Below are 4,756 nucleotides of genomic sequence, written 5' to 3' on the forward strand. Positions count from 1 at the left end.
CAGCGCGCCGGGGTCCGCGTTGCCCCAGACGTCGAGGTAGGTCGGGCCGAGCGGCTGCGGGCTCAGCTCTCCGGTGCCCGGGTCCAGCGCGTACGCCAGGGCGGCCGTGGACGAGGCGAACAGCGGCGCGTTCGCCGACGCCAGCGCCGCCCCGCGGGCCAGCGCCATCTCCGGTTCCTCCGGAGCCGTCACCTCCAGCGGGGTCGCCTCCTCGAGCGCGGGTTTGACGGCGACGATGTCCGTGCCGCAGCCGATCAGGAAGGCGCCGTCCGCCCGCGTTCCCCGCGCGTTGAGCCCGGCGACCATCGCCGCCAACTCGGCGGCCACCGGCCCCTGCCGCGGGTGGGCCAGCTGCCGGCGGTGCAGGTCGACGATCGAACCGTCGGTGACGTCGACGACGGCCAGGGTCGCGGTCTCGGGTTCCACGAACAGCATCGCGATGTACTCGTAGTCGAGCGCGGACCCGACGGTCTGGGCGAGCGCGGCCGCCGCCAGCAACGGGGACACCAGCATCACGCTGCCCATGCCGTTGCGGGCCATCGCATCCCGCAGTGCGCCCACACCGGCGGGGTCCGTCCAGGTCACTCCGGTCGACACCAAGTGGTAGCCGCCCGCAAGCGCGCCTTCGCGGGTACCGCCGATGGCAGCAAGCACTTGGTCGACCGCGCCGGCGGTCACCGGGTCGCCGCCGGTGGCGGCAACCTCGAACTCGTCCTGTTCGACGGTGACGCCGTCGGCGTCCTGCCCCTCGATGACCACCAGGCGGACCGTCTCGGGAGCCATTGAGACCCCCAGCACGATGTCCACGTACGCCTCCACAGTCCGCTGATTTCTCCGCGGCCCCGCGTGAGGGCGCCGCGGGATGAACCCCGCCCGACCGGGTGACACCAAACCTACCCGCGCGGGCGCGGACGCGCTCATGGAGCGCGCTCAGCAGGAACGCTTCGGGCGGGTGGGGCGGCTAGTAGCCCGGGCTCAGGAACGGATTCTGGGAGTTCCCCGGGTACTGGGGGTACTGCTGCGGATACTGCGGATACGGGGTGTACTGCGGCGCCTGCGTCTGCGGGGCCTGCGTCTGCGGAACCTGGATCGGAATCGGCACCGGCAGCAGCGGGACGTGGATCCACTCGGTGGTCATCGGCACCGTCGACGTGGTGGGCGTGGTGGTCGATGGCGGGGGCGGCGTCTCGGTCGTGGTGGTCGATGGCGGGGGCGTCGTCACGGCCGTCGTGGTCGGCGCCTGAGTCGACGGCGGCGCGGTGTGTCGCGGGGTCCAGACCGGCGGCGCCTGCGTGGTGACCACCACCGGCGGCGGGGGCACGTCGGCCACGCTGGTGAATGTCGCGGGTGATTTCGAACTCGTCAGCGCGACAATGCGTTACGGGGCCCTGTCCGGCGACGAGATCGACCAGGAACTGCTGCTGCGGGTCTTCGAGGAGCTCGGCCGCGGCAGCGGCGTCGACCCGGGCAGTACGGCCGCCGTGGGGCAGCTCGGCGAGGTGCGGGAGCAGTGCCGGCTGGCCAAGGAACGGCTCTCGGTCGACGTGGTCACCGAGATCGCCGCCGAACTCGGCGGGCGTAGCTGCAGTTTGACGCTGAGACGCGACGATCTCGAAGACCTGATGGCGGACCGGCTGACCGGCTTCATCTATGCCTTCGACGACATGCTGGTGCGCTACCGCAAGAGCTGGGCGGACCTCGCGGCCGTGGTGACCGTCGGCGGAGGCGCACACATTCCGCTTGTCGCCGAACGGCTTTCGATCCACGGGCGCACCCCGGTCCTGACACCGTCGCAGCCGGCGCTGGCGGCCGCCTGCGGTGCGCTGCTGCTGGCGGCGCGCGGCGAAGAGCTGAGCCTGCGCACGCGGACGTCGATGGGCATGCTCGCGACCGCCAACGCCACCGGCGACGTCGTCGACCTCGGGGCCGGTGACGTGCTGGTGATCGACGACGAGGCGCTGACGGATCGTGAGCTGGCGTGGTCGCAGACGGAATACCCCGGCGACCTGCGGGTGCGGTTCGGCGGCGAAACCTACGACGAGGACGGCCCGTCCGGCTGGTCGATGCGGCTGAACGTGATCGAGCCGCCCCGGGACCGGTCGTGGCGCCGCCTGCGCTTGTCGCAGTTGATCATCGGCATGTCCGCGCTGGTGGCCATGACGGCGATCGGCGGTGTGGCGTACACGCTGACCGGCATCGAGAACCGTCAGGCGCCCCCGGCGCCCAGCGTCGCGCCCAGGCCGGCCCCGGCCAGCCCCCTGGTCCCGCGCACCGTCGCGCAAAGCCTGCACCGTCACCGGTTTCCAGTACGCGGGAACCGCGATGGAGATGTCGGAGGAGGACGCGTCCGCGCCGGCGGCACGCACCATCGCGTCGAGGGCCTCCACCGTGAGCAGTTCGGGGTCGTGCGCGGAACCGTCGGCGGACACCAGCGCCACCGAGTCACCGATGCGCTCTACGAATCCCCTCATCATCACGCCGGGCTCGGCGAGGTATGGATTGCCTTCGGGCAGGCCGACTTTCGGCGCGCAGTGCGGATAAAGCGTCAGCACCGAACGCCGGATAACCGGCGGGCTTTCGTTGCGCGCAGCGACCAGGTTCGTGGTCCCGATCGACAACCCGAGTGGGTCGTACATAGAGCGAAAACCTTCGTCTATAGGGGTCGGTGGCCAGCGTTAACCATAGCCGTGGACACGCCGAAATCCGATGGCTTGCAACATCATCGGTATCCGGTCGATGCCACCTCGTCACCGAAGTGGTACCGCCGGCCCCTTGACAAATCCGCGCGGGTGCCTACACCACGGTCAGCGGGAGCGATCGCCTCGGCTCGAATTGGAATGTCGCTCCACCACTGACCTTCGTTACCGACACCTCGGGCAGCTCGGCCGCCGCGGTGTCGGTCTGCACCAGTTCCGCGGTCCAGTCGGCGTCGGTGCCGCTGACCCTGACCTCGATGCGCGGGTCGACGGCGGTGGCGATCGCCTGCAGCGGTTGGGTGGATTCGGGTGAGCACAGCGCGATCCAGGCGCCGTCGTCGTGGGCCGGAGAGCGGTGCACGACGAGCCGGTCGGCCGTTTCCGCGCGGACATAGCCCGCGGGATTGAGCAAGGGGTGCAACTCGAGCACCTCCAGCACCCCTTGGGCACCGCCCGGCAGCCCCAGCGCGCGGTGAATGCGCTCGGCGGCCACGCCGGCGATGCCGGTGAGGCCCTGGGTGCACACCGACACGGCCTGCGCCTCGTCGGCGGCGCGTGCGCGCACCGCGATCGCGAACGACAGGGAGAGCAGATGCATCTGCAGGCAGACCTCGTCGGCCATCCGAACCAGTGCCGAGTGTGAGAAACCGGCGAAGTCGAAGTCGGACAGCAACGGGCCGGAGTAGTCCGCCTTGCCCTCGTCCGAGCGGTCGATCGCGTCGAGTTCCCAAGTAGCGGCCCTGGTTTGGCGCACGACGTCCAGCGCGGGGATGCTCTGGGCCTCGGGATAGGACTCGTCGATGATGACCGTCCACGCGCAATGCGGGTGCCGATCCTTCGGCGTCCGCGGCGGCCGGTGGATGGGCCGCACCTGGGCGCGCGGGTTGGTCGCCACCGCGGTGGCGTCGAAGGTGGGGTCCTCGATGGTGTGGCACATCCCGAAGACGTACTTGTCCCCCATCGGTTCCACGTCGAGCAGCGCCCCGCAGTGGTCGAGCTGGAATTCGCCGTGCCAGCGGTCGTGGACGGTGTAGCGGAAATCCATGAATTGCGGTGGGGCGCCAATGTCGAGCTGCAGCCCCTTGAAGATGGTCGGCACGTCGTCGCCGGTGAAGTTGAGCGCTTCCTGCATGCGCCGGGTGTAGATGGGGCTGGCGCCCGCCCACTCCTCGATGGCGATCTGCACCATCTCGTCGCGGCCGAACGCGCTGATGCACCACGCCATGCCGGAGCGGTCGATCAGCTGCCCGATCAGGAGCAGTTCGGGAACCAGGACGGCCAGCTGCTCGCGGGTCAACCGCGCATATCGGGATCGGCTCACGGCCCAAAAATAGACTCGACTATGTTATAAAGTCAACGATGTCCATCGCTGCAGGTCAGAAGGCGTGGCGCTCGGGGAGCCCCACCCGGCGCACCAGTTCGCCGCGCAAGCGCGGCGACGACACGCGCGCGAGGATCATCGACGAGACGGTCCGCTGCATCACCGAGGAAGGCTTCGCCGCGGCCACCGCCAAGCATGTGGCCGAACGCGCGGGCGTGACCTGGGGGGTCATCCAGTATCACTTCGGCGATCGCAACGGCCTGCTGATGGCGGTGGTCGACGACGGGGTGGACCGGCTGATCGAGAGCCTGTCGTCGGCCGACGTCAGTGAACTGCCCCTGCGCGAGCGGATCGAGGTGGTCGTCGACACCGCGTGGGGCTGCTACAGCAGTCCGACGTCGATGGCGGCGTTCGAGATCCTGCGGGCCACCCGCGGCGGACCGGGCGAATCGCCGCGGCGGCATCTGCTGGAGATGAACGCCGCGATCGGCCAGCTGGGCCGGCTGATCACCGATGATCCGGCGAATGCCGGTGTGGCCGAAGTCATCTGGGCCACGCTGCGGGGTGTGGTGCTGGCGCAGATGGTCACCGGTACCGCGATCGACTGGAGCCTGGAACGGCGGGCTCTGATCGACATGGTCACCCGTGTGCTGCAATGACCTGATGACCCCTCACGATCTCGCCGACATCGAAGCCATCAAGCAGGTCAAGTACCGGTACCTGCGCGCGCTGGACACCA

General features: G+C 69.7%; 3 protein-coding genes and 4 pseudogenes. 3 read left to right on the forward strand and 4 right to left on the reverse strand.

Features of this window, described 5'->3' with window-relative positions:
* A pseudogene (locus tag A5713_RS21295) lies at positions 1-807 on the reverse strand (hypothetical protein); the annotation flags it as partial.
* A 154-nt stretch (positions 808-961) separates the two neighbouring features.
* On the reverse strand, positions 962-1,330 hold the full coding sequence (locus A5713_RS28460) for a hypothetical protein (RefSeq protein ID WP_197516434.1): 369 nt from the start codon (positions 1,328-1,330) through the stop codon (positions 962-964).
* A 4-nt stretch (positions 1,331-1,334) separates the two neighbouring features.
* On the opposite strand from A5713_RS28460, the pseudogene A5713_RS29760 reads away from it, so the two are divergent.
* Positions 1,335-1,775, forward strand: a pseudogene (locus A5713_RS29760) (Hsp70 family protein); the annotation flags it as partial.
* Between the two features lie 489 nt (positions 1,776-2,264).
* On the opposite strand, the pseudogene A5713_RS27835 reads toward A5713_RS29760, so the two are convergent.
* Together A5713_RS27835 and A5713_RS21310 are read right to left on the reverse strand one after the other, a co-directional pair.
* Positions 2,265-2,636, reverse strand: a pseudogene (locus tag A5713_RS27835) (hypothetical protein); the annotation flags it as partial.
* A 157-nt stretch (positions 2,637-2,793) separates the two neighbouring features.
* Complete coding sequence (locus tag A5713_RS21310) at positions 2,794-4,017, reverse strand: hypothetical protein (protein ID WP_068098281.1); 1,224 nt, start codon at positions 4,015-4,017, stop codon at positions 2,794-2,796.
* Positions 4,018-4,055: 38 nt separating this feature from the next.
* Between A5713_RS21310 and A5713_RS21315 the strand changes: the two genes are divergently transcribed.
* Both A5713_RS21315 and A5713_RS21320 read left to right on the forward strand, forming a co-directional pair.
* Positions 4,056-4,676, forward strand: a complete 621-nt coding sequence (locus tag A5713_RS21315; protein WP_067926856.1) for a TetR/AcrR family transcriptional regulator — start codon at positions 4,056-4,058, stop codon at positions 4,674-4,676.
* Positions 4,663-4,756 (forward strand): annotated as a pseudogene (locus tag A5713_RS21320) (nuclear transport factor 2 family protein); the annotation flags it as partial. The gene A5713_RS21315 and the pseudogene A5713_RS21320, both read left to right, overlap by 14 nt.

This window comes from Mycobacterium sp. E2497 (assembly GCF_001668695.1).
In the GTDB taxonomy this organism is placed as follows: Bacteria; Actinomycetota; Actinomycetes; order Mycobacteriales; family Mycobacteriaceae; genus Mycobacterium.